Raw genomic sequence first — 23156 nt, forward strand, 5'->3', positions numbered from 1 at the left:
GCGATGAGCCGTGCCCGTTTCCGGGGGACGGCGGCTTGACTCATGTCAGGATCCTGACATACGGTGGGCTGTGTCAGGAACCTGACATGAATCGAGAAGGAGCACACCATGCCCGCCACCGGACCCGACTTCATCTCGCTCCAGGCGCGCGATCTCACCGCGTCGCAGGCGTTCTACGAGCGGTACCTCGGCCTCGTCCGCTCGCCGGCCGGACCGCCGCACGCCGTCGTCTTCGAGACGAAGCCGATCGCGTTCGCCCTCCGCGACATCGTTCCCGGCACGGACCTCGCCTCCGCCGCCCGGCCCGGCATCGGTGCCGCGATCTGGCTCCACGCCACCGACGTCCAGGAGATCCACGACGCTCTCGCCGCCGACGGGCACACCATCGTCTCCGCCCCGATCGACGGTCCCTTCGGCCGCACGTTCACCTTCGCCGACCCCGACGGCTACCACGTCACGCTGCACGACCGCGGCTGATCGGCGCTACGAAACGTCGCCCGAGGGCGACAGCCACGTGTTGCACTGCTGGTTCCGGTTCTTCGTGGCACCGTGCTGCCACCAGCTGATGTTGTGCTTGGCGCTGCCGTGGTCGCGTTTGCCGTTGCGGGCGTAGTCGTCGCCGCGGTCCTGGGCGTTCCAGGCTTCGTTGTAGAGGTTCTTGTCGACCGAGCCGCCGGACACCGAGGCCGAGCCGAGGAACATCCCGGAGAAGCACTGCGCCTCGAGTTCCATGCGCCGCGACAGTTCGAGGCCGGCCGCCGAGTCGGCGCCCGCGTCGTAGCGCTGGTTGGCGAACGCCTCGGTGATGCCGGACATGTTCTGCACGTGGTGGCCGTACTCGTGGGCCAGGATCGACAGGTACGGGCCGGGGTGGTTGCCCCACACCTCGAGCTCGATCCGGTCCATCGGCATGTAGATCGTGTTGTTCGCCGAGCAGTAGAACGGCGTGACGCCGGTGGTGGTGCCCCCGCTGCCGCACGGCGTCGACGATTCCGACAGCGACCGCGGCACCGACAGGTTCGGCGTCCGGAACGGCAGGTCGACCGCGCCGAGCATGCGCGACCACATCGCGTCCAGGCAGCCGATGCCGGACTGGAAGAAGCGCGTGACGCTGTTCTGGTCGGTCGCCCAGCGGCTCAGCGAGCACGGGACGTTCTGCAGGCCGTAGTCCGCGCGGGCGAAGAGCGGGTTGTCCCCGGTGGCCACGACCGGGCGCGGGCCGGTGGGGGTCTGCGAAGCCGGGGTCCGGCGTTCGGTGGTGCGCGCGGTCGTCGTCGCCTCGGTCGAGGAGGTGGCCGAAGTGGTGGTGCTCGCCTCGGTGGTGGTTTCTTCGGTGGTGGCCGGGTAGGTGCTGGAGTAGCCGGCGTCGGCGACGTGCCGCTTGTGGTTCCCGGACAGCGCAACGGCGGCGACGAGCCCACCCGCGACGGCGACGATCGCGAAGAGGGCGACCGCGACGATCACCCCGGCGTTCGACTTCTTGGCGACGTAGGGGGTGTAACCGGGCGCGAACCGCGGCCCGAAGGAGGGCGGCCCGGCATGGCCCGGGACGAAGACGGGCACGGCGGCGGCAGCCGGCGGCGGCAGCGGCGCCCGCGCGGGCGGCGGAAGGGGCCGGCCGTACGGCCCGGTGGGCGGACCGTGCGGACCACGCGGCGGCTGCGGGACACGCGGCCCGGGACCCTGCGGTGGCGCACCGGAGGAGCCGCCCTGCCCGGGCGCGCGGCCGGGGCCCTGTGGTGGCGCACCGGAGGGGTCGCCCTGCCCGGGCGCGCTGCCGGGACCTCGCGGGGGCTCCCCGAACGGGCCGGGCTGCCCACCCTGACGGAACGGGCCGCCCTGCCCGGGCGCACCGAAGCGGTTCGGCGGCCCGCCCTGCCCCGGCAACGGCCGCACCCCCGGTGGCGGCAGCGGCCGCGCTCCCGGTGGCGGCGACGGCCGGCGCGGGTCGTGCGGACCAGGACCAGGACCAACCCCAGGACCCTGCGGGCCGTGCGTCATCGAGTGGAACCCCCCGTGCGATTTCCCCGTCGGAAGCGGCGTACCTGCGGTGATCGCGCCGTTCCGGGCGTCAGCATAGATCGAGTGCTCTAGGGTGTGGTGCTGTGCCGATGAAATGGGGGACCGCCGCCGCGATCGCCGTCGCGGTCGTGCTGGCCGCCGCCGGGCCCGCGGCCGCGCAGGGGCCGTCGGCCGGGCCCGCCCTGCCGAACCTGCCCGCCGACCAGGTCAAGAAACCCCAGCTGCTCACCGGGCAGGACGGCCGGCCGCCCGAAGGGGCCGCCGCCGACGTCGCCCTCAAGCTCCTGCGCGACGGCACCCTCTCCGTCACCGAACACGTCACCGTCCCCGGCGGCCGGCAGCTCGTCTCGCGCGTCCCCCTCAAGGTCCCCGCGAGCGACGACCAGGACCGCGTCTTCGCCGTCCGCGACGTCAAGACCGACGGCGCCGCCACCGGTGAGCTCACCGGTGACCAGCTCGTCCTCACGTTCGGCGGCGGCACCGGCAGCGCCACGTTCACCGTCGACGGCGCCGTCGCCGACCAGAACGGCCGTCAGCAGGTCCGCTGGCAGGTCGGCAGCGGCTTCGACACCCCGCTGGCCAAGCTCACGGCCTCGCTGCTCGCCCCGAGCACCCAATTGTCCCCTGTGGACTGTTTCGCCGGCCCGGTCGGCTCGAGCCAGCGCTGCACCCTCGCCGAGCTCGACCACACCGGGGTCGTCCGGCTCGAACAGAACGACGTCCGCCCCGGCGACCGCGTCGACCTCCTCGTCGGCCTGCCCGCGGGCACCACCCCGGCGAACGCGGAATTCGCCGACATCGGCCTGCTCGCGAACGCCTTCGCGCTGACGCCCGTGACGGGGATCGCCTTCGCCGTCCTGCTCGCCTTCCTCGTCGCGGCCGCGCTCTTCGTCCGGCGGCGCCGCAAGCAGGACGCCGGCGCGCTGCGCACCGCCACCGGCCCGGTCGAAGTCCTCCTGCGCGACGGCGACCGCGTCTTCTTCGCCAGTCCCGACGGCGTGCTGCCCGGCCAGGTCGGCACGGTCGTCGACGAGACCGTCGACGTCGTGGACATCAGCGCCACCGTGGTCGACCTGGCCGTCCGCAACTACCTGTGGCTGGCGGAAGTACCCGGGCCCGACTGGCAGCTCACCCGCCGCAACCCGCCGGACGAACACCTCCACGACTTCGAGCGCGCCGTCTGCGAAACCCTGCTGCCACCGGGCACCGACACCGTGCTGGTGTCGCAGCTGCGCGCCCGCGGCGGGCTCGACCTGCGCCGGATCAGCGACGCGATGTACGCCGACGTCGTCACCAAGCGCTGGTTCTCCCGCCGCCCGGACACCGCCCGCGGCCGGCTGACCTGGCTCGGCGCCGGGATCTTCACGCTCGGGCTGGTCACCACCGCGGTGCTCACCTTCACCGCCGGGTACGCGCTGCTCGGCGTCGCCGTCGCGCTGGCCGGGCTCGCGGTCGTCGCGGTGGCCGCGCTGCTGCCGTCCCGCACCGCCCGCGGCCGCGCCCTGGTGGGGCAGGTCCGGGGCCTGCTCGACTACCTGCACACCGCGAAGGCCGAGGACATCCCGCCCGCCGACCGCGAGCTGGTCTTCTCCCGCTCGCTGCCGTACGCGGTCGTGCTGGGCGACACCGAACGCTGGCTCGGCGCCTTCGCCGCGCTCAACCCGTCGGCGGACGGCTCGGCCGGGCTGTACTGGTACGGCGGCATGGAGGCCGAGCACGACCTGCGCCGCTTCGGCACGCACTTCCCGTCGTTCCTGACCGCGCTCGACGGCGTGCTCGCCGCCGCCGCGGCCCGCTGACCGTGCTCGCGGGGACGCTTCTGGCGCTCGCGCTGGCCGCCGGCCCCGCCGATCAGCCGCCCCTGCCCACCGTGCCGCAGAGCGCCGAGATCCAGCTCAAGGTCCAGCGCGACGGCTCTCTTTCGGTCGCCGAAGCGATCTCCGTCCCCGACGGCGTCACGATGGATCGCCGGGTCGCGCTGCGGGTCCCGGCGCCCCACCACCGCGACCGCGTCTACGGTGTCCGCGACGTCGTCCTGGAAGGCGGCGGGACGGCGAGCGTGAACGAAGACGCCTTCACCGTCCACCTCACTCCCGGGACCTCGATCGTCCGGTACACAGTGGACGGTGCGGTCGCCGGCGACCGGGTCACCTGGGAGCTGGCCGGCGGCTGGAACACCGAGCTGAAGTTCCTCCGTGCCTCCTTCGCCGCGCCGAAGATCCCCACCGCCGTCGACTGCGCCGCCGGGCCGCCGGGCTCCGACTTCCCGTGCGCGGCCGCGCAGATCGACCACGCCGGGCTGACCCGGTTCAGCCAGCAGAACCTCGCCGCGGGCGAGCGGATGACGGCGACCGTCGAACTGCCCGCGGGCACCGTGCCCGGCAACGAGGTGCTGGTCCCGGCCAAGACGATCGCCGGCGCGTTCGTCCTCACCGCCCCGGTCGGCTGGGGGTGGGCGGCCTTCGGTGCGCTGCTGCTGCTCATGGCCGCGCTGGTCTGGGCGGCCCGCCGCCGTGAGGCCGGCACCGGCGAGCCGGAGAAAACGAGCCTGGTCACCCCGAACGGCGAGTTCGCCTCACCCGAGGGCGTGCTGCCCGGCCACGCCGGCGTCCTCCTCCGCGCCCGCCCCGGGGCCGCCGACCTGGCCGCCACCGTGCTCGACCTGGCCGTCCGCAACTACCTCTGGGTGAGCGCCGAGGACGGCGGCTGGCGGCTGGCCCGCCGCAACCCGCCCGACGAGCACCTCACCGCCTTCGAAAAAGCCGTCTACGCGGCCGTCGTCCCGGACGAGCCGGTGACCCTCGCCGAACTGCGGGAGCGGCACGTCACCGTCGGCCCGGCCGAGCTGTACGCCGACGTCGTCCGCCGCGGCTGGCTCGCCCCGCGGCCCCGGCGGCTCGGCCGCGCCGGGGTCCGGATCGCCTGCTACGGCGGGTTCCTCACCGTCCTGCTGGCCGTGACCGTCGGCTACGCCCAGCTCGGCGTCATGGTCGTGCTCGCCGGGGCCGCCGCCGTCGCCGCCTCGGCCGCGCTGCCCGCCCGGCGGCGGGCGGGCGCCGACGTGGCGCGGCGCCTGCGCGGCCTCGGCGTGACGCTCGCGTCGGCCAAGGCCGCGGACCTGGACGAGCCGCAGCGCGAACTGGTCTTCTCCCGAGGCCTGCCGTACGCGCTCGCTCTGGGCGAACTGGCCCCGTGGGTGGCCGCGTTCGACGGCCTCGAACACCCGCCGCCGGTCTACTGGCACGCCGGTGACATCGCCCCTGACCAGGCCGGATCCTTCGCGACGGCGTTGTCGGGGACGTTCGCCGCCGCGCGCCGCGGCCGGCTCCTCGACGACGCCGTCCGGGACACCGGTTCCCAGCAGCCAGTCGAGACGCAGGCGAGCGCGCGGGAGTCGTAGGGTGGGGCCATGGCCGATCCCGAGCTCGTCCGATACACCCTAGACAACGGTCTGCGCGTGGTTCTCGCCCCCGACGCGACCGCGCCGGTGGTCGGCGTCAGCGTGCACTACGACGTGGGTTTCCGTTCCGAGCCGGAGGGGCGCACCGGTTTCGCCCACCTCTTCGAGCACCTGATGTTCCAGGGCTCCGAGAGCCTGGAGAAACTCGCGCACTTCCGGCACGTGCAGTCCAGCGGCGGGACCTTCAACGGGTCCACCCACCCGGACTACACCGACTACTTCGAGGTGCTCCCGAGCGCCGCGCTCGAGCGCGCGCTGTTCCTCGAAGCCGACCGGATGCGCGCGCCCAAGCTGACGGCGGAGAACCTGGCGAACCAGATCGACGTCGTCAAGGAGGAGATCCGGCTCAACGTGCTGAACCGGCCCTACGGCGGGTTCCCGTGGATCACCCTGCCGCCGGTGCTGTACTCGACGTTCCCCAACGCGCACAACGGCTACGGCGGCTTCGAGGACCTCGAAAGCGCCACGGTCGAGGACTGCGCGGCGTTCTTCGACACCTACTACTCGCCGGCGAACGCCGTGCTCACGGTGGCGGGCGACTTCGAGCCGGCCAACGCCAAGAAACTGATCGAGGACCACTTCGGCGACGTCCCGCACCGGCCGGCGCCGCAGCGGCCGTCCTTCGCCGAGCCGCTGCCGACCACCGAGCTGCACGGTGAGATCGAAGACGCGCACGCCCCGCTGCCCGCGCTCGGCATCGGCTACCGGATGCCGGACCCGATCAACGACGTCGACAGCTACCTGGCCTACCTCGTGCTGGCCGGCGTGCTCACCGACGGCGACGGCTCGCGCCTGCAGCAGCGGCTGGTGCACCGCGAGCCCCTGGTCGTGGACATCGGGGCCGGCGCCGGGCTGTTCGGCCCGTTCGAGGCCCGCGACCCGGACACGTTCACCATCACCCTGATCCACCCGCACGAGGTGTCCCGCGAGCGCGTGCTCGCCGCGCTCGACGACGAGCTGGAGAAGCTCGCCGAGACCCCGCCGAGCGAGGAAGAGCTGCGCAAGGTCACCGCCCGCTGGGCGGCGAGCCTGCACTCGGAGCACGACCGGCTGGTCTCCCGGACCCTGGCCCTCGGCTCGTTCGAACTGCTCTACGGCGACGCGTCGCTGGTGTACCGGCTCGCGGACCGGATGTCCGCCGTCACCTCGGAAGCCGTGTCGGCGGCGGCGAAGGCGCTGCGCCCGGACGCGCGCGCCGTGCTGGTGGTCAAGCCCGCTTCGGAAGGGAACAACGAGCAGTGACTTCAGCAACGCACCGCAGCGCCGACGAGATCGGCCGCACCGCGCGGGGGCCGCGGCCGCTGCCGCCGCTCGGCGAGCAGCGGGCCGCCGCCGATCTGTCCCATGTGGACACGACGCTGGCGAACGGTCTGCGTGTGGTGGCCGTGCGCAAGGCGACCGTGCCGATGGTCGAGGCGCGGCTGTGGATCCCGTTCGCGGGTGACGACGCGCTGCACCCGGCGATCGCCGAGGTGCTCGCCGAGACGATCCTGACCGGCACCGCCCGCCGCAACCGCATCGAGATCGACACCGAGCTGGCGCTCATCGGCGGCGACATCGGCGCCGGCGTCGACCCGGAGCGGCTGGTGCTCACCGGGTCCGCGCTGGCCGACAAGCTGCCGACGTTCCTCGACGTCCTCGGCGACGTCCTCACCGGGGCGACCTACGCCGGCGACGAGATCGCCCGCGAGAAGGAGCGGCTGGTCGAGCGCATCGCCGTCTCGCGCACCCAGCCGCGCACGATCGCGCGGGAGGCCCTGCAGAAGCACCGCTACGGCGACCACCCGGCGACGCGTGAGGTCCCGCGCGCCGAAGACGTCGCCGTCGTGACGCCGGAACAGGTGCGCGCGCTGCACCAGGCGTCGGTGCTGCCGCGGGGATCGGTCATGGTGCTGGTCGGCGACCTCGACCCGGCCGGGGTGCTCGGCGAGCTGGAGAAGGTGCTCGGCGGCTGGGCGTCGGACCGCTCCGCCGTCCGGCTGCCGCCGCTGCCCGACCTCACCGGGCCGAACGTGCTGCTGGTGCCGCGCGCCGGTGCGGTGCAGTCGCAGATCCGGCTTTCGGCGCAGACGCTTCCGCGCACGGACCCGGGGTACGCGGCGCTGCAGCTGGCGAACCTGGCCTACGGCGGGTACTTCTCGTCGCGGCTGGTCGAGAACATCCGCGAGAACAAGGGCTACACCTACTCCGCGCACTCGGGGTTCGAGTTCACCGACGGCACCGCGGTGGTCAACGTCGACGCGGACACCGCGACCGACGCGACGGCCCCGGCGCTGCTGGAGACGCGCTACGAACTGGGCCGCCTCGGCCAGGTCCCGCCGTCCGGCGACGAGCTGGAGTCGGTGCGGCAGTACGCGATCGGCTCGCTGCTGACCTCGACGTCGTCGCAGGCCGGGCTGGCCGGCCAGGTGCTGGCGCTGGCTTCGACCGGGCTCGGCCTGGAGTGGCTGACCGAGCACCCGGCGCGGGTGGCGGCGGTGACGGCCGACGAGGTGGCCGAAGCGGCGCTGAAGTACTTCGCCCCCAAGCGGTTCACGGGCGTGGTGGTCGGCGACGCGGCGGTGCTGGAGCGCAAGCTCCTGGCGCTCGGCGACGTCGTCGTGGGCGAGCCGGCCTGATGTCCGTCCCGTTCACCCTCGGCGCCCTGCCGACCCTGTCCCGGTCCACTGTGGACCGTCAGGAAGACTTGCGCACCAACCCGTCGCGGCTGGTGTCGCGGTGGGCCGACGCCCGGGTCGTCCTCCTGGACGACGCCGGGCGCACCCCGGTGGTCGAAGGCGCGTCGGCGTTGGCGTTCCGGAAGGCCGTCGACTTCGGAGCTTCGCCGCCCGCGGACGCGGTGTTCCTCGGCGAGTGGCAGGACGTCGACTACTGGTCGCTGCCGGGCGGGCCGTCCGGCGAGGCCGACACGGTGAAGATGGCGGGCAGCTGGGGGTTCGTGGAGGAGGTCCCGCGCGCGGACGGCGAGGTCTGGGTCGAGCTGCGCGGGTACGGCGACCTCCTGGACGACACGTCGGCCGGGCTGTTCACGACGGCACAGGCGTTGCGCTTCTGGCGTCGCCAGGCGAAGTTCTGCACGCGCTGCGGCAGCGCGACGGAGCTGATCCAGTTCGGCTGGGCCAGCAAGTGCACCGGCTGCGGGCGCGAGGAGTACCCCCGCACGGACCCGGCGGTGATCTGCCTGGTCCATTCCACCGAGGGCGTGAACGGCTCCCACGTGCTGCTGGCCCGCCAGCCGATCTGGCCGGCGGGCCGCTATTCGGTGCTGGCGGGCTTCGTGGAGGCGGGGGAGTCCCTCGAGGCGTGCGTAGTCCGCGAGATCCGCGAAGAGGTGGGCGCGGTCGTCTCGGACGTGCGGTACCTGGGCAGCCAGCCGTGGCCGTTCCCCCGGTCGATCATGCTGGGCTTCACGGCCCGGGCGGACCGGTTCGCGCCGTTGGTGCCGGCGGACGGCGAGATCGAAGAGGCGTTGTGGGTGTCGCGCGAGGAGGTGCGCGCGGCGTTCGAGAACAGTTCGGTGCGGGGTGAGGGTTCGAAGCCGACCCCGATCGCCGATGGGGCGGCGGAGATCATCCTGCCGGGGAACTCGTCCATTGCCCGCGTGATGCTCAAGGCCTGGGCGGACGCGGAGGAGTGATCGAAGTGCCGTGAAGGCAAGCGTGTCTTCACGGCATTCCTCACCCGATCGCCGATGGCGATCCAGGTCCTTGCGGTCAAAGTGACGCGAGGGTTTTGTGTGGCCAAATCCGGTTACAGTCAGCAATTCGGCGACTACCAGCGCGGCGGTATGGCCCTTCCCCGAGTGCTTGGAAGATCGAGTGGAACGGGTTGTCGATCGAGGGGCCGGCCGATGGCATCGACCAGGAAGCATCCGGCGAATTGCGAGAAGGCCGATGGGCACGTCTGCAAATGCAAAAACTGCAGCGGCTCGAAACACGGGTGGAAAGAGTGGGTCGGCCTCGCTCGCGGACCGGAACGAGCTCGCTCCGCCAAACGCGCTGAGATCAAGAAGAAGTGGCTCACGTGGACGGCTTCGAAGCGCGGAGTCCGGCGCAACGCGCGGGCGCGCGAGTCGAGCATGGACTCGTTCCGCCTGGACCTGTCCGACTGGCTTGCGCGCCATGTTTGGCGGCGGCCGAACATTCCTGCTCAGCGGCGGGAGGCCGAGCTCCTGCCGGTTGAGCGCGAGGAAAGTGATCAGGCTTGGTCGCCCGGCACTGAATCCGGTCAGCAGGTTTGTTCCGAAGAACCTCAGCGCTCTGGCGGCATACTGGAGGAGTATCCGGGCCATCCCGCTCCGGTGGAGCAGGTGGATGCGCTCGCGAAGGCGATGACGGAGGGCATCTGGCCGGACGTCCTCGCCGAGCTCGGCACCGAGTCCGAAGACCTCGGCCAGGTCCGCCTGCAACTCGCTGACCACGGCTGGTGTGACCTGATCATCGGCTTCGTCAAGGTCATCGAAGAGGCCAATGGTCTGATCGACCAGCTCTCCGAGGCGGCGAAGAAAGTCATCGTCGACACGGTCGTCGATTCCAGCAGGAAAGACCCGCGGTCGCAGCTGACCAGGGAGGTGGTCGGCATGATCGTGGACAAGGCCTGGGGGGCGCTCAAGACCGCGGTGCTCGCCCATGTGCCGATTCTCGAGCTGATCACCAGCGACGAACTGCTGCGGGACCTCCGCATCCTCGCGGTGTTCATCTGTCCGGCGCCGGAGGCTCACGAAGAAGTGCGAGAACACGCAGTCACTCCGCTCCTCGAAGACGCTCGCGGCTACGTTTCGGAGGAGACGAAGAAATGGCTGGCCCAGCAGTTCGACCAGTGGGTGACCGGTACTGAACGCCGGATCGAGTCCGGCCGGCGCGGTGGAGAAGCCGCCACGACGCGTCCATCGTCCGCGTGATGCCCAAGGCTTGGGCGGACGCGGAGGAGTAGGCCCGACCTGCTGAAGGCCCATGGCGGCCTTCAGCCTGTTCATGCTCGTAGGTCGTCGCGGCCTGCATGGCACTGTCTGTCGCCACGTTGGAGAGGTCCCCGGCCTTCAGCGCAGGTCACCGAGTTCGGTGACCGAGCGGGTCGGCTTGCCCGTGAAGTCCGCGCGGGTGCCGTACGCCAGGTTCAGCGTCTCCAGCCGGTAGCTCCACTCGCTGCCACACGAGCAGGTCGACCCGAAACGCAGGTTGAACTGCCAGCGCAGCCACTCACCGCGTTCCAGTCGGACGGGGGAGCGCGGCCAGTTCCGCTTCGGCATCCCCCACGGCGACGGAACGACCAGCACCGACAGCCCGCCGTCCGCTTCCCGGAGCTGGACGCCGTCCAACTCACTCAGGGGCCGCAGCTCGAACCGGGGCTCGAAGCCAGTCGACTCGTCGACATTCACCACGTGTAGTTGCGTGCCGGCGGGCAGCGGGAACGCGATCGGCACACGGTTGCGCACCGCAGCCGCCGGGCCACCCCTGGACCGCTTGGTCCAGGTGGTCCGCACCCGCTGCGCCACGACATCCACAAGGACCAGCATCCCAGTCGGCGCAATCCGAAAGCCTCTGACCAAGCCGTCGCCTTCGGCGCAACTCGTTCACCGGTACACCCGTCACCTGGCCCAACGCCGCCCCAAGCGTTACCCGGCCGTTTCGCGAGACCGTTGACGGCTGTGCCGCGGCTCACTACAGTCCCCGGAAACCGTCTGTAAAGTATCCTAATTAAGTCCGGAGGAACGAGTGCGAGCCGGTAGCCCGCGGATGCTGCGCGAGATCAACGATCGCGCCGCCATCGAGGTCCTCCTGCGGGAAGGACCGCTCACGCGGGCCGAACTCGAGCTCGCCATCGGGCTCTCCAAGCCCGCCACCGCCCAGCTGCTGACCCGGCTCGAACTGGACGATCTCGTCGTCAAGGCCGGCGTGCGGGGTGGTGGCCGCGGGCCGCGGGCCCAGCTCTGGGCGGCCAACGGCGGCCTCGCCTTCGTCGCCGCCGTCGACCTCACGCCGCACGTGGCCGACTTCGTCGTCGCGGACGTCGCCGGGGTCGTGCTCGCCGAATACCGGACGCCGCTGCCCGTGCACGCGGGTGCCGACGTCGTCGGGACCTTCGGTGAAGCTCTCAAGAAGGTCGCCGAAGAGGCCGGCATCAAGCGGGAAGACCTGGCCCACGTCGTGATCGGCGCGCAGGGGGCGTTCGATCCGCGGACCGGCCTGCTCTCCTCCGCGCCGCACATCCCCGGCTGGCTGGGCTTCGACGTCCCGCAGAAGCTCAGCGACGAACTCGGCGTCGACGTCCTCATCGAAAACGACGTCAACCTGGTCGCCGTCGAGGAGATGACCGTCGGGCAGGCCCAGGACGTCGACGACTTCGTCATGGTCTGGCTGTCCGAGGGCGTCGGCGGCGCCGTCGTGATCGGACGGCGGCTGCTGCGCGGCGCCACCGGCGGGGGCGGCGAGATCGACTGGATGCGCGTGCCCGACCCCGCCACCGTGGACACCGGCGACGTCTGGCCCGAGGCCGGCGCCCGCTTCGGCAACCTGGTCGACTCGCCCGCCATCTGCCGCCTCGCCGCCGCCCACGGCATCGAGGCCGCAACCGCCTGGGAAGCAGTGGAGAAAGCCGGGAAAGGCCACCCCTTCCTCGACGATCTCGCCCGAAGGGTCGCCGGCGGCGTCGCCAACCTCGTCGCCGTCGCCGACCCGCAGCTCGTGCTCCTCTGCGGCGACACCAGCCGGGCCGGCGGCGAGGACTTCGCCGCGCTCGTCCAGGAAAAGCTGCACGAACTCGTCCTGCCGCGCACCCCCGTCGGCTGCGCTTCCGTGCAGGGCAACGCCGTTCGCGCGGGCGCGCTGCAGTCGGCGCTCGCCACCACCCGTGAGGACGTCTTCGGCGTCGTCACCCCCACGCTCCTCGGGTCGCGCAGGCCCGAGGGCGACAGCACCCGTCCCCGACCGAGTAGCCCCAACCGATGAGGAGGAGGGCCATGCCCCCGACCACCCGGACCCGCCGCGGCGCCCTGCTGGTGGCCGCCGCCGCGGCGTCCGTCCTGCTGACCAGCGCCTGTTCCGGCGCCGCCGCCCCGAGCGGCGGCGACGCGGCCGCCGCGCCCGGCAAGGACGACAAGCTCACGATCACCGTGTACTCCAAGTTCACCGACCGCGAGTACGGCGTGGTCACCGCGGGCCTCAACAAGCTCAAGGCGAAGTTCCCGAACATCGAGATCAAGCACGAGGGCAACCAGGACGACGACAAGCTCACCCAGTCGATCCGCGGCGGCAACCCGCCCGACGTCGCGATCTCCTTCTACACCGACAACCTCGGCGCCTGGTGCTCCACCGGCAGCTTCCAGGACCTCAAGCCCTACATCGAGCGCGACAAGATCGACCTGACCCAGATCCCGGACGCGGTCCGCAACTACACCGAGTACCAGGGCAAGCGGTGCGCGATGCCGATGCTCGCCGACGTCTACGGCCTCTACTACAACAAGGACATGTTCGCGGCGAAGGGCATCACCTCGCCGCCGAAGACCACCTCGGAACTGTTCGAGGCGACCAAGAAGCTCACCGAGTTCAACCCGGACGGCTCGATCAAGGTCGCCGGCTTCCTGCCCTCGATGCCGTTCTACGCCAACCAGGCCCAGTACTGGGCGCCGAACTTCGGCGCGCCGTTCCTCGGCCCGGACGGCAAGTCCGACCTCGCCACCAACCCCGGCTGGAAGGCGATGTTCGAGTTCCAGAAGCAGCTCATCGACTTCTACGGCGGGCACGAGAAGGTCGAGCAGTTCAAGGCCGGTCTCGGTGACGAGTACTCCGCCGACCACGGCTTCCACAAGAAGAAGCTGGCGATGATCTACGACGGCGAGTTCCGCACCGCCTTCCTCAAGGACCAGGCGCCGGACGTCAACTACGGCACCGCGCCCGCGCCGGTGCTCGACACCATGGCCGACCACTACGGCGGCGGCTTCACCACCGGCACGATCATCGCGATCCCCAAGGGCGCCAAGAACCCCGGCGCCGCGTGGGAGCTGATCAAGCAGGTCACCCTGGACACCGACACCCTGGTGGACATGGCGAACGGCCTGAAGAACGTGCCCAGCACCAAGGCGTCGCTGACCTCGCCGAAGCTGGACCTGCAGCCGCAGTTCAAGACGTTCCTCGACATCTACGACAGCGGCAAGCTGGTCGCCAACCAGACCACCCCGATCGGCGACGCGCACCTCAAGGCGGTCAACGACTTCGCCGAGAAGTGGCAGGCCGGTTCGGTGCCCGATCTGACCGAGGGCCTGAAGAAGGTGGACGCGCAGATCGACGACGAACTGAAGCAGAAGGGCGCGGGCGGATGACCTCCACCGCTGTTCCGGTGAAATCCCAGGGTTCCCCGTCCGCGCCGAGCAAGGCGCGGGCGGGGGCCCGCCGGGCCAAGCGCCGCCGGACCGTCCTGTTCTTCATGGCCCCGGCCTTCCTCGGGTTCCTGATCTTCTTCGGCTACCCGCTGATCGCCACGGTCTACTACTCCTTCACCCGCTACGACCTGATCAACCCGCCGCAGTTCATCGGGTTCGACAACTACATCCGGATGTTCACCACCGAGCCGCTGGTCGGCACGGCCGCGTACAACACGCTGTGGCTGGTGGTCGTCCTGACGGTCTGCCGGGTGACGTTCTCCCTCGGCATCGCGTCGGTGATCTCGCGGCTCAAGTCGGGCGTCGGCCTGGTCCGGACGCTCTGCTACCTGCCGACGCTCGCCCCGCCCGCGGCGGCCACGCTGGCGTTCGTCTTCGTGTTCAACCCGGAGTTCGGCCCGGTCAACCGGTTCCTGCGGCTCGTCGGCATCGACGGCGGGCTCTGGTTCAACAGCCCGGCGATGTCGAAGCCCGCGCTGACGCTGCTCGCGCTGTGGGGCTCCGGCGAGCTGATGATCATCATTCTGGCCGCGCTGCTGGACGTCCCCACCGAGCAGTACGAGGCCGCCGAGCTCGACGGCGCCGGCGCGGTGCGCAAGTTCTGGCACGTCACGCTGCCGTCGATCTCGCCGGTGCTGCTGTTCGGCGTGGTCAACTCGATCATCTACGCGCTGCAGTTCTTCACCCAGGCGATCGTCGCGTCCTCCGCGAGCGCGGGCACCGCCGACGTCGCCGGCAACTCGAAGCTCATCGGGGCACCGCAGAACTCGACGCTGACCTACCCGATCTGGCTGTACGTCCAGGGCTTCCGCTACTTCAACATGGGCTACGCGGCCGCGATGGCTGTCCTGTTGTTCATCGTGAGCTCGGGCTTCACCTGGATTCTCGTGCGGCAGCTGCGGAAGTCCCAGCACCAGGAGGAGGGGGCATGACCGCACTGGCCGAAGCGCCGCAGAAAGCGGCGGGTGTGCCGCCGAGGGCCAAGTTCAAGCGCAATTGGGACAAGCGGCTGTCCTTCATCGCCACCCACGCGATCGGCATCGCGCTCGGCGTCATCTTCATGCTGCCGCTGCTGTTCGTGTTCCTCACCGCGGTGATGAAGAGCGACCAGGCGATGACGGCGAGCCTGTGGCCGAGCGAATGGCACTTCGAGAACTTCGTCAAGGTGTTCCAGAAGGCGCCGCTGCTCGAATACTTCGGCAACAGCCTGCTGTATTCGGCGCTGGCGACGGCGGGTGCGCTGCTTTCGGCGATCCCGGCGGCGTACGCGCTGGCGAAACTGCGGTGGCGCGGGCAGAACCTGTTCTTCATGCTGACCGTGGCGGCGATGCTGCTGCCACCGCAGGTCACCGTCGTGCCGCTGTACGACCTGTGGGTCCGGATGGGCCTCACCGGCACGCTGGTCCCGCTGATCGTGCCGTACTTCTTCTTCGACGCGTTCTCGATCTTCCTGCTCCGCCAGTTCTTCCTCACCATTCCGAAGGACTACCTCGAAGCGGCGAAGATCGACGGCTGCAACGAGTTCCAGGCGATGTACCGCGTGCTCATCCCGATGGCCAAGCCCGGGATCGCGGCCACCGCCATGTTCTGCTTCCTGTTCACCTGGAACGACTACTTCGGGCCGCTGCTCTACACCGGCGAAAACCAGGACCACTGGCCGCTGTCGCTGGCCATCGCGTCCTTCCGCGGCATGCACCACGTCGAGTGGAACATGACGATGGCGGCGACCGCGCTGATCATGGCGCCGGTGATCGTGCTGTTCGTGTTCGCGCAGAAGTCGTTCGTCAAGGGCATCACATTCACGGGAGTCAAGGGATGAAGCTGGCAGTCGTCGGTGGCGGGTCCACCTACACGCCGGAGCTGATCGACGGGATCGCCGGCCGCCGGTCCACTTTGGACGTCGACGAGATCGTGCTGGTCGACCCGGACGCCTACCGCGTCGAGGCCGTCGGCGGGTTCAGCCGGCGGATCCTCGACCACGCCGGTCACCCGGCCCAGGTCCGGACCACGCAGTCGCTGGAGGAAGGCGTCGACGGCGCTTCCGCGGTGCTGATCCAGCTGCGCGTCGGCGGGCAGCGGGCGCGGCGCTCGGACGAGACGTTCCCGCACGCCTGCGGCTGCGTCGGCCAGGAGACGACCGGCGCGGGCGGCCTCGCGAAGGCGCTGCGCACGGTCCCGGTCGTGCTGGACATCGCCGACCGCGTCCGCAAGATCGCCGGCGACGACACGTGGATCGTCAACTTCACCAACCCCGTCGGCATCGTCACCCGCGCTTTGCTCGACGAGGGGCACCGCGCGGTGGGGCTGTGCAACGTCGCCATCAACCTGCAGCGCCAGTTCGGGAAGCTTCTGGGTGTCGGCGCGGACGACGTCAAGCTCGTCCACACCGGGCTGAACCACCTGAGCTGGGAACGCGGGGCGCTCGTCGACGGTGTCGACCGGCTGCCGGAGCTGCTGGAGCAGCACCTCGACTACCTCTCGAATGAAGTCAGCGTGCCGGAGAAATGGTTGCGCCGGATGAACGTCGTGCCGTCGTACTACCTGAAGTACTTCTACGCGCACGACGAGCAGGTCACCAAGCAGCGCACCGAGCGGCCGCGCGCGGACGTCGTCTCCGACGTCGAGGAAGAGCTGCTGAAGATCTACCTCGACCCGGAGCGGAACACGAAGCCGGAGTCCCTCGAAAAGCGCGGCGGGGCGTACTACTCGGAAGCCGCCGTGCAGCTGGTGCACGCGCTGACCGCGGGCGGGCCGGCCGAGGAGCACGTGGTGAACGTCCGCAACGACGGCACGTTCCCGTTCCTGCCGGACGACGCCGTCATCGAGTCCCGGTCCCTTGTGGACTCTTCCGGCGCCACGCCGGTCGCGCAGCCGCCGGTGGAACCGCAGTTCTCCGGGCTCATCGCGGCCACGACGGCGTACGAGTTCCTCGCCTTGGAGGCGGCACTCAAGGGCGGCCGCGACCGCGTGGCGGACGCGCTGCTGGCGCACCCGCTGGTCGGCCAGTACACGAAGGCCGACACCCTCGCCGATTCGCTGGTCCAGATCAACCGCGAGTACCTGCCGTGGGCCCGCGGATGAGGCCAGCTGTCATTGCCATCGACGGCGGCAACAGCAAGACCGAGGTCCTGGTGATCTCGGAAGACGGCGTGGTGCTGGGGTCGTCCCGCGGCCCCGGCGCGTCGCCGCAGAACATCGGCGTCGCCGGTTGCGTTGCGGCGCTGGAAGAACTGGTGCTCGAGGCCTACCCCGCGTTCGGGACGCGGCCGGAAGCGGTCCACACCTCCGCGTACCTGGCCGGGCTCGACTTCCCCCGGGAGGAAGAGGCGCTGCACGCGGCCCTCGCGGCGCGGGGCTGGAGCGACACGCTGACCGTCGGCAACGACACCCTCGCGCTGCTTCGGGCGGGCAGCGCGGGGGTGGGCGTGGCGGTCGTCTGCGGCGCCGGGATCAACGGCGCGGGCGTCGGCCCCGACGGCCGCGTGCACCGCTTTCCCGCGCTGGGCAAGATCTCCGGCGACTGGGGTGGCGGCTACCGGCTCGGCGAGGAGGCGCTGTGGTGGGCCGTGCGCGCCGAGGACGGCCGCGGTCCGCGGACGGCCCTGATGCCGGCGGTGGCGGCCTACTTCGGGAAGCCGACGCTGCTGGACGTCGTGCAGGGCCTGCACTTCGAGGAGATCGACCCGGCGTCGATCCACGGCCTGTGCCCGCTGCTGTTCGAAGTCGCGGCGGCGGGGGACGAGGTCGCCCAGGACATCGTGACGCGGTTCGTCGAGGAGGTCAGCGTCTTCGCGGCGGTGATCCTGCGCGAGCTGGACCTGACCGCGGACGCCCCGGAGATCGTCCTCGGCGGCGGCGTGCTGACCGGCGTCGGCACCCCGGTGATCGCGGAAATCGAAAAGCGGTGCCTCAAGGTGGCGCCGCGCGCGGTGGTCCGCGTGGTCGACGTCAACCCCGTGGTCGGGGCGGCGTTGTTCGGACTCGACACGCTGGGGACGCCGGAGGCCGCGAAGGCGGCGCTCAAGGCGGCGACCCAGCGCGTCTGAAGACTCTGGCGTGGCCTGTCCCGAAGCGGCGCGGGACAGGCCACGCCAGACCCCCTCACGGCGCCGGGACGATGGTTTCGCCGGTCTCCAGCAGGGACTTGAGGTCCGACAGGATCCACGCCCAGCCGCCGCCCGCGTTCTCGTTCGGCGGCGCGTCCAGCCGCTCGTGCGCCCCGCTGACCATCGCGGCCATCGTGGGGGCGCCGGTGACGTCGTGGGTCACGGTCAGCCGGGTGCCCGCGGTCTTGGACTCCTCGATCTCGTAGGTGAGCGTCGTGTAGGGCTCGTCGGCCACGTCCTCCGGGGCCATCAGCAGCTTCCAGGTGATGACGAGTTTCCGCGGCGGGTCCACTTCCAGGACCTCGCCGTCGGCCAGGTCCCCGGTCATCCCGGCGTCGATGAAGGCCTGGGTCGGGCGGGTGCGGTGCTTGCCGCCGGGCCGCAGGTCGAAGTCGACCAGCCCGGTGTAGCCGTACTTCTGCGTCCACTCGGGCTTGGTGATGGCGTCCCAGATGCGCTCCGGGGACGCCTTGATGTAGACGCGGTAGACCTGCACGGTGTTCGTCATGGTTCGTCGCCTTCCAGTTCGTTCTTGAGGTCGAGGAGCGCGGTGACCCGGCGCTCGGTGTACTTGTCGATCCACCGGTCGTGGATCTGGCGGATCGGGACGGGGTTGAGGAAGTGCCGCTTCTCCCGGCCTTCCTTGCGTGCGACGACGAGGCCGGCCTCTTCCAGGAGCTTCAGGTGCTTCATGACGCCGAAGCGGGTCATCTCCACCTGGGTCTCCAGCTCGGTGAGCGTGCGGCCGTCACGCTCGAAGAGCAGGTCGAGCAGGAACCGGCGGGTCGGATCCGCCAGCGCCTTGAACACCAGGTCGTCGTCGGGCACTCAGCGAGAATAGGTGACCAAAAGGTCACATGTCAACGGGCGCGAAAAGGCCGTCACCCCGGCTCGGGGTGACGGCCTGGTGTTCGCGCGGTGGCTAGACGATCAGCGACAGCGGCAGGATCAGCGCGATGGCGACCACCGAGATGAGCGTCTCCATCACCGACCAGCTCTTCAGCGTCTGGCCGACCGAGAGGCCGAAGTACTCCTTGACCAGCCAGAACCCGGCGTCGTTGACGTGGGAGAAGAACAGCGACCCGGCGCCGATCGCCAGCACCAGCAGGGCGCTCTGCGATGGGTTCATGTCCGCCGCCAGCGGTGCCACGATGCCCGCCGCGGACACGGTCGCGACCGTCGCCGAGCCGGTCGCCAGCCGGATCGCCACCGCGACCAGCCAGCCGAGCAGCAGCGGGGACAGGTTCGCGTCCTTGGCCAGGCCGGTGATGACGTCGCCGACGCCGGCGTCGACCAGGGTCTGCTTGAACCCGCCACCCGCGCCGACGATGAGGATGATCCCGGCGATCGGACCGAGCGAGTCACCGACCACAGTGGACAGCCTGTCGCGGCCGAGCCCGGCCGGGCGGCCGAGCAGCACCATGCCCACCAGGACCGCCGCGAGCAGCGCGATCAGCGGGTCGCCGACGAAGTCGAGGATCTTGCGGGCCTGGCTGTCCTTGGCCAGCAGGATGTCCGACAGCGCTTTCGCCAGCATCAGCACGACCGGCAGCAGCACCGTCGTCAGAGTCGCGGCGAAGCTCGGACGCGGCTTGTCGGTGTCGGCGCGTTCCGGGACGAGCCGTTCGGGGGCGACGGCGTCCGGCACCAGCCGGGCCGCGAGCTTGCCGAACAGCGGGCCCGCGACGACCAGCGTGGGGATGCCGACGAGCAGGCCGAACGCCAGCGTGATGCCGACGTTCGCGTTCAGCGCGCCGGCCGCGGCCAGCGGACCCGGGTGCGGCGGGACCAGCCCGTGCAGCACCGAAAGGCCGGCCACCGCCGGAATGCCCAGCAGCATCAACGGCTTCCCGGTGCGTTTGACCGCGAGCAGCACCACCGGGATCAGCATGACGAGCCCGATCTCGAAGAACATCGGCAGCCCGATCAGCGCGGCCACCAGCGCCATCGCCCACGGGAGCGCGCCGCCGCGGGCCCGGCCGAGCACGGTGTCGACGATCTGGTCGGCGCCGCCGGAGTCGGCCAGCAGCTTGCCGAGCATCGCGCCGAGGGCGATCAGGATGCCGACGGACGCGACCGTGCTGCCGACGCCGGCGGAGAACTTCTTGATCACGTCGGCGACCGGCATCCCGGCGGTCAGGCCGAGCAGGAGCGAGCCGAGGACCAGCGACAGGAAAGGGTGCAGCTTCACCTTTGTGATCAGCACGACGATGACGGCGATCGCGACGACGGTCGCGCTGATCAGGCGAGTGTCGTGGCCGGTCCAGCCGGCGGCGAGGACGGCGTTCACGCGTGCTCCCGGAAGGCGGTCAGCGCGGCTTCGGTGATCTCTTCCGGAGTGCCCCCGGTGTTGTCGAAGACGGCCCCGGCCTCGTCCGGCTCCAGGGGCTCGAGGTCGGCGAGCTGCGAGTCCAGCAGCGACACCGGCATGAAGTGACCGGTGCGGGTCTTCATCCGCTCGGCCAGCTGCGCGCGGTCGCCGTGCAGGTGCGCGAACCAGACGTCGCCGCCGGTGCGCAGGACGTCGCGGTACCGGCGCTTGAGCGCGGACGACGTCACGACGCCGCCGGAGCCCTCGTGTTCGCGGATCCAGCCGGCGATGGCCTCGAGCCAGGGCGCGCGGTCCTCGTCGGTCAGCGGCGTGCCGGCGGTCATCTTGTCGATGTTGGCCTTCGGGTGGAACGTGTCCGCTTCCGCGTACTCGACACCGAGGGCCTCGGCGAGCGCCGTGCCGATCGTCGTCTTCCCGGAGCCTGACACCCCCATCACCACGATGACGGTCATCCGCACCTCCCACTTCGTTGTGCCCAGGTGAGTGAAACTCAAAAGTACTACTTATTCAAGATGAAGTACTACTTAATCGAATCAGACGTATAGCCTTCGGCCGTGAGACACGAGCAGGTGCTGGATGCCCTCGGCGCGGCGATCGCGAACGGATCCCTGGTCCCGGGCACCGTGCTGCGCTCGGAAGACCTTCAAGAACGCTTCGGCGCTTCGCGGACCGTGGCCCGCGAGGTCGTCCGCGTGCTGGAGACGATGCAGCTGACCACCAGCAAGCGCCGGGTCGGGGTGATCGTCCGCGAGCCGGCGGCGTGGAACCACTACGACCCGCGCCTGATCCGCTGGCAGCTCGACGGCCCGGCCCGCCCGGCGGCCCTGGCCACGCTGAACGAGCTGCGGTCGGCGATCGAGCCGTGCGCGGCGCGGTACGCGGCCCTGCGCGCGACGCCGGAGGAGCGCGGCCGCCTGGGCGCGCTGGGGGAGCGGCTGGCGCGGACGGCGCGGGCGCGTGACCTCTCGGCGTTCCTCGGCTTCGACATCGCTTTCCACGACCTGGTGCTCACCGCCTCCCGGAACCCGATGTTCGGGCAGCTGTCGGAGGTCGTCGCGGAGGTGCTCACCGGGCGGACCGGGCACGGCCTGATGCCACCGGAGCCGCAGCCCGAGGCCGTGGCGCTGCACGCCGAGGTGGCCGCGGCGGTGGCCGCCGGGGACGCGGACCGGGCGGAACGGGCGATGCGCGACATCGTCGTCCAGGCCCGTGACGAGATCGCCGCCCTGGTGGCGGAGGGGCCTTCCGAGGTCGAGTAGCCTCGTCGGGAACTGGACTTTCTTTCCGCCGGGGGGCACGGGTGAGCGCGGCGCGCGCGATCGGACTGGTGTTGGGCGTGGCGGCCGACGGCGCCCTCGGCGATCCCCGCCGCCGCCTCCCGGTGACGGCGTTCCGCCGGCTTCCGCACCGTTCGGGCGTCCTGGTCGCGGCCGCGGCGGTGGTCGCCGGGGCGGCGCTGGAGCGAGCGGGCCGGGGCCGCCCGGTGCTGCAGGCGTCGGCGACGGCGGTGACGACGTGGGCGGTCCTCGGCGCGGCGGGCTTGGCCCAGCAGGGCACGGAACTGGCCCGCGACCTGGAGGAGTGCCGCTTCGAGCCGGCGCGCGCGACACTGTCCCAGCTGGACCCCCGGGTGGCCGACGGCCTGGGCGCGATCGCGCTGTCCCGTGCCTCGGTGGAGACGCTGGCGGAGAACACGTCCGACGCGGTGGTGGCCCCGCTGGTGTGGGGCGCGCTGGCGGGCGTGCCGGGCTTGCTGGGCGCACGGGCGGTGAGCTTGCTGCGCCGATCGCGCGCGGGTCGTCGCGGCCACTGGGCGGTGGACCGTGCCGACGAGCTGGTCCACCTGCTGCCCACGCGCGTGGCGGCGGCCTTGACGGTGGTGGCGGCCCCGGTGGTCGGCGGATCGGCGGGCGGGGCGTGGCGGGCTTGGCGCCGCGACACGATCGCCCACCCGAGCCCGAACGCCGGCCGTGTGGAGGCGGCGTTCGCCGGCGCGCTGGAGGTCCGCGTCGGGGGCCGGACGGTGTACCCGCACGGGGTGCTGGAGCTGCCGGTGCTGGGGGTGGGCCGGAACCCGGACGCGGGACACGTGACGCGCGCGGTGGAGCTGTCCCGCGTGGTCGGCTGGCTGGCGGGGGCGACCTCGGTGGCGGTCGCCGTGGTGGCGGGGTTCGGACGCCGGCCGGGCTGAGCTCAGCCGCGGCGGCGCAGCTGAGCCAGCGCCGCCGCATCCAGTGGCCCACCCCGCTCCGCCAGCCGGGCCCCGATCCGTTCCCGGTCTTCCGCCGTCCGGTTCCCGCCGAACTTGAACTTCGCCCGGACTCCCGTGATCGAGAACTCGATGCCGCGGATCCCGGGCAGCAACCGCCGGTCCGGCGCGTCCGGGGCGGCGCTCACCGGCGCCCGCGCCCCGTCCGGCTCGAAGTGCCGCAGCTGCTCGTCCAGCAGCGCCGCCTTCGCCGCCGGATCGTCGACCAGCCGGACGTCCCCTTCGAGCTGCACCGTCGCGTAGTACGAGGTCGGCACGCCGTAGGCCGGGTCCGCGGTCGCGTTCCAGTCCGCGCGGATGTAGGTGTAGTCGCCGATCACGGTCAGCAGGGCTCGCGGGTGCTCCTCCAGCAGCGGCCAGATCGGGTTCGGGCGGGCCAGGTGCGTGACGATCGTGCGGTCGCCGTCGAACGCGAAGTGCGCCGGCGTCACCACCGGCAGGTCGCGGCCCCGGCCGCCGGCGATCAGCTGGCCGAAGTCGTGCCCGGACAGCCACTCCCGCCACTCCGGATCGGAAGCGGCGGCGTCCCACGGGTGGATCAGCATGGCGCGAGTATCACCCGGGCAAGTGGCCTCACCGCAGGGCCATTT

General features: G+C 71.2%; 22 protein-coding genes. 15 read left to right on the plus strand and 7 right to left on the minus strand.

Going from position 1 to position 23156, the window contains the following annotated elements:
* Positions 1-108: 108 nt before the first annotated feature.
* A complete protein-coding gene (locus tag QRY02_RS43485) occupies positions 109-477 on the plus strand; it encodes a VOC family protein (protein ID WP_285988511.1) in 369 nt (122 codons plus the stop codon).
* Between the two features lie 6 nt (positions 478-483).
* On the opposite strand, the gene QRY02_RS43490 is transcribed toward QRY02_RS43485, so the two are convergent.
* A complete protein-coding gene (locus QRY02_RS43490) occupies positions 484-1563 on the minus strand; it encodes a neutral zinc metallopeptidase (protein WP_285988512.1) in 1080 nt (359 codons plus the stop codon).
* 548 nt (positions 1564-2111) lie between these two features.
* Here QRY02_RS43490 and QRY02_RS43495 point away from each other — a divergent pair.
* The 6 genes from QRY02_RS43495 (at position 2112) to QRY02_RS43520 (ending at position 10382) form a co-directional block, all read left to right on the plus strand.
* Positions 2112-3821 (plus strand): DUF2207 family protein, encoded by a 1710-nt coding sequence (locus QRY02_RS43495; protein ID WP_285988513.1) that lies wholly within the window; start codon positions 2112-2114, stop codon positions 3819-3821.
* Between the two features lie 2 nt (positions 3822-3823).
* Positions 3824-5422: a DUF2207 family protein gene (locus QRY02_RS43500; protein WP_285988514.1), complete on the plus strand. Its 1599-nt coding sequence runs from the start codon at positions 3824-3826 to the stop codon at positions 5420-5422.
* Positions 5423-5431: 9 nt separating this feature from the next.
* Positions 5432-6724, plus strand: a complete 1293-nt coding sequence (locus tag QRY02_RS43505) for a M16 family metallopeptidase (RefSeq protein ID WP_285988515.1) — start codon at positions 5432-5434, stop codon at positions 6722-6724.
* The gene (locus QRY02_RS43510; protein WP_285988516.1) at positions 6721-8100 is read left to right on the plus strand and encodes a M16 family metallopeptidase; all 1380 of its coding nucleotides are present in this window, start codon (positions 6721-6723) and stop codon (positions 8098-8100) included. The genes QRY02_RS43505 and QRY02_RS43510 overlap by 4 nt, the downstream gene beginning before the upstream one ends.
* The gene (gene nudC, locus QRY02_RS43515; RefSeq protein WP_285988517.1) at positions 8100-9119 is read left to right on the plus strand and encodes an NAD(+) diphosphatase; all 1020 of its coding nucleotides are present in this window, start codon (positions 8100-8102) and stop codon (positions 9117-9119) included. Before QRY02_RS43510 ends, nudC begins: the two co-directional genes overlap by 1 nt.
* 213 nt (positions 9120-9332) lie before the next feature.
* Positions 9333-10382, plus strand: a complete 1050-nt coding sequence (locus QRY02_RS43520; protein ID WP_285988518.1) for a hypothetical protein — start codon at positions 9333-9335, stop codon at positions 10380-10382.
* A 138-nt stretch (positions 10383-10520) separates the two neighbouring features.
* On the opposite strand, the gene QRY02_RS43525 is transcribed toward QRY02_RS43520, so the two are convergent.
* Positions 10521-10985, minus strand: coding sequence for a hypothetical protein (locus tag QRY02_RS43525; protein WP_285988519.1), 465 nt, complete (start codon positions 10983-10985; stop codon positions 10521-10523).
* Between the two features lie 232 nt (positions 10986-11217).
* Here QRY02_RS43525 and QRY02_RS43530 point away from each other — a divergent pair, with 232 nt between their 5' ends.
* From QRY02_RS43530 to QRY02_RS43555, 6 genes are read left to right on the plus strand one after another with little or no spacing between them, the layout of a single operon-like run.
* Positions 11218-12429 carry an ROK family transcriptional regulator gene (locus tag QRY02_RS43530; RefSeq protein ID WP_285994089.1) on the plus strand — a complete coding sequence of 404 codons (1212 nt, stop codon included), beginning with the start codon at positions 11218-11220 and terminating at the stop codon, positions 12427-12429.
* 11 nt (positions 12430-12440) lie between these two features.
* Positions 12441-13799 carry an extracellular solute-binding protein gene (locus QRY02_RS43535; protein WP_285988520.1) on the plus strand — a complete coding sequence of 453 codons (1359 nt, stop codon included), beginning with the start codon at positions 12441-12443 and terminating at the stop codon, positions 13797-13799.
* Positions 13796-14791 carry a carbohydrate ABC transporter permease gene (locus tag QRY02_RS43540; protein WP_285988521.1) on the plus strand — a complete coding sequence of 332 codons (996 nt, stop codon included), beginning with the start codon at positions 13796-13798 and terminating at the stop codon, positions 14789-14791. The genes QRY02_RS43535 and QRY02_RS43540 overlap by 4 nt, the downstream gene beginning before the upstream one ends.
* A complete protein-coding gene (locus tag QRY02_RS43545; RefSeq protein WP_285988522.1) occupies positions 14788-15678 on the plus strand; it encodes a carbohydrate ABC transporter permease in 891 nt (296 codons plus the stop codon). Before QRY02_RS43540 ends, QRY02_RS43545 begins: the two co-directional genes overlap by 4 nt.
* A complete protein-coding gene (locus tag QRY02_RS43550; protein ID WP_285988523.1) occupies positions 15675-16940 on the plus strand; it encodes a 6-phospho-beta-glucosidase in 1266 nt (421 codons plus the stop codon). The genes QRY02_RS43545 and QRY02_RS43550 overlap by 4 nt, the downstream gene beginning before the upstream one ends.
* Entirely contained in the window at positions 16937-17905 is a 969-nt protein-coding gene (locus QRY02_RS43555) for an N-acetylglucosamine kinase (RefSeq protein WP_285988524.1), read from the plus strand. Before QRY02_RS43550 ends, QRY02_RS43555 begins: the two co-directional genes overlap by 4 nt.
* 55 nt (positions 17906-17960) lie before the next feature.
* On the opposite strand, the gene QRY02_RS43560 is transcribed toward QRY02_RS43555, so the two are convergent.
* The 4 genes from QRY02_RS43560 to QRY02_RS43575 form a co-directional block, all read right to left on the minus strand.
* Complete coding sequence (locus QRY02_RS43560) at positions 17961-18473, minus strand: SRPBCC domain-containing protein (RefSeq protein WP_285988525.1); 513 nt, start codon at positions 18471-18473, stop codon at positions 17961-17963.
* Entirely contained in the window at positions 18470-18793 is a 324-nt protein-coding gene (locus tag QRY02_RS43565) for an ArsR/SmtB family transcription factor (protein ID WP_285988526.1), read from the minus strand. Before QRY02_RS43565 ends, QRY02_RS43560 begins: the two co-directional genes overlap by 4 nt.
* Before the next feature lie 94 nt (positions 18794-18887).
* On the minus strand, positions 18888-20255 hold the full coding sequence (locus QRY02_RS43570) for a GntT/GntP/DsdX family permease (protein ID WP_285988527.1): 1368 nt from the start codon (positions 20253-20255) through the stop codon (positions 18888-18890).
* Positions 20252-20749 carry a gluconokinase gene (locus QRY02_RS43575; protein ID WP_285988528.1) on the minus strand — a complete coding sequence of 166 codons (498 nt, stop codon included), beginning with the start codon at positions 20747-20749 and terminating at the stop codon, positions 20252-20254. The genes QRY02_RS43570 and QRY02_RS43575 overlap by 4 nt, the downstream gene beginning before the upstream one ends.
* Before the next feature lie 102 nt (positions 20750-20851).
* On the opposite strand from QRY02_RS43575, the gene QRY02_RS43580 reads away from it, so the two are divergent.
* On the plus strand, positions 20852-21556 hold the full coding sequence (locus QRY02_RS43580; protein ID WP_285988529.1) for a FadR/GntR family transcriptional regulator: 705 nt from the start codon (positions 20852-20854) through the stop codon (positions 21554-21556).
* A 41-nt stretch (positions 21557-21597) separates the two neighbouring features.
* Positions 21598-22488: a cobalamin biosynthesis protein CobD/CbiB gene (locus tag QRY02_RS43585; protein WP_285988530.1), complete on the plus strand. Its 891-nt coding sequence runs from the start codon at positions 21598-21600 to the stop codon at positions 22486-22488.
* 2 nt (positions 22489-22490) lie between these two features.
* On the opposite strand, the gene QRY02_RS43590 is transcribed toward QRY02_RS43585, so the two are convergent.
* Positions 22491-23111: an FMN-binding negative transcriptional regulator gene (locus QRY02_RS43590; protein WP_285988531.1), complete on the minus strand. Its 621-nt coding sequence runs from the start codon at positions 23109-23111 to the stop codon at positions 22491-22493.
* Positions 23112-23156 lie beyond the last annotated feature (45 nt).

Source organism: Amycolatopsis sp. DG1A-15b (genome assembly GCF_030285645.1).
Lineage (GTDB): Bacteria > Actinomycetota > Actinomycetes > Mycobacteriales > Pseudonocardiaceae > Amycolatopsis.

Excerpts from the sequence above, each read along its gene's own strand:
- QRY02_RS43485 (WP_285988511.1), top strand. The coding sequence starts at position 109 with ATGCCCGCCACCGGACCCGACTTCATCTCGCTCCAGGCGCGCGATCTC.
- QRY02_RS43495 (WP_285988513.1), top strand. The coding sequence starts at position 2,112 with ATGAAATGGGGGACCGCCGCCGCGATCGCCGTCGCGGTCGTGCTGGCC.
- QRY02_RS43505 (WP_285988515.1), top strand. The coding sequence starts at position 5,432 with ATGGCCGATCCCGAGCTCGTCCGATACACCCTAGACAACGGTCTGCGC.
- nudC (WP_285988517.1), top strand. The coding sequence starts at position 8,100 with ATGTCCGTCCCGTTCACCCTCGGCGCCCTGCCGACCCTGTCCCGGTCC.
- QRY02_RS43520 (WP_285988518.1), top strand. The coding sequence starts at position 9,333 with ATGGCATCGACCAGGAAGCATCCGGCGAATTGCGAGAAGGCCGATGGG.
- QRY02_RS43530 (WP_285994089.1), top strand. The coding sequence starts at position 11,218 with ATGCTGCGCGAGATCAACGATCGCGCCGCCATCGAGGTCCTCCTGCGG.
- QRY02_RS43535 (WP_285988520.1), top strand. The coding sequence starts at position 12,441 with ATGCCCCCGACCACCCGGACCCGCCGCGGCGCCCTGCTGGTGGCCGCC.
- QRY02_RS43540 (WP_285988521.1), top strand. The coding sequence starts at position 13,796 with ATGACCTCCACCGCTGTTCCGGTGAAATCCCAGGGTTCCCCGTCCGCG.
- QRY02_RS43545 (WP_285988522.1), top strand. The coding sequence starts at position 14,788 with ATGACCGCACTGGCCGAAGCGCCGCAGAAAGCGGCGGGTGTGCCGCCG.
- QRY02_RS43550 (WP_285988523.1), top strand. The coding sequence starts at position 15,675 with ATGAAGCTGGCAGTCGTCGGTGGCGGGTCCACCTACACGCCGGAGCTG.
- QRY02_RS43555 (WP_285988524.1), top strand. The coding sequence starts at position 16,937 with ATGAGGCCAGCTGTCATTGCCATCGACGGCGGCAACAGCAAGACCGAG.
- QRY02_RS43560 (WP_285988525.1), bottom strand. The coding sequence starts at position 18,473 with ATGACGAACACCGTGCAGGTCTACCGCGTCTACATCAAGGCGTCCCCG.
- QRY02_RS43575 (WP_285988528.1), bottom strand. The coding sequence starts at position 20,749 with ATGACCGTCATCGTGGTGATGGGGGTGTCAGGCTCCGGGAAGACGACG.
- QRY02_RS43590 (WP_285988531.1), bottom strand. The coding sequence starts at position 23,111 with ATGCTGATCCACCCGTGGGACGCCGCCGCTTCCGATCCGGAGTGGCGG.